At 64.5% G+C, this 372-nt stretch carries 1 pseudogene; it reads right to left on the bottom strand.

The features are described from left to right. Positions 1 to 27: 27 nt before the first annotated feature. Positions 28 to 372: pseudogene (locus GV790_RS29170) on the bottom strand (NADH:flavin oxidoreductase); the annotation flags it as partial.

Below are 372 nucleotides of genomic sequence, written 5' to 3'. Positions count from 1 at the left end.
GGAGGGGGCTCGTGGTGTAGGCGCTGCCTAGGACGTGCGCTCGACAAGCACGCAGCGGGCGCCGGAAAAGATTGTCGGCATGCACTTGTTGCAGTGGATACACAGCGATGTCGTGGTCGCGTCCGCCGCGATGCGGTTCACCAGATCGGGCTCACGCAACAACGCCCTGGCCATCGCCACGAACTCGAAGCCCTCGGCCATGGCGGTATCCATTCCCGCGCGATCGGTGACACCGCCGAGCAGGACCAGCGGCAGCTTCACCGCCGCCCGGATCTGGCGCGCCTGCTCGAGCATGAACAGGTCTTGGTAGGGGTATGTATGGATCATCTGCTTGCCTAGCAGTTGCACGCCCAACCGCACTGGCTGCGGCAT

It is taken from the genome of Nocardia cyriacigeorgica (genome assembly GCF_010858045.1).
In the GTDB taxonomy this organism is placed as follows: domain Bacteria; phylum Actinomycetota; class Actinomycetes; order Mycobacteriales; family Mycobacteriaceae; genus Nocardia; species Nocardia cyriacigeorgica_E.
This window is presented reverse-complemented; position numbering and strand designations above follow the sequence as displayed.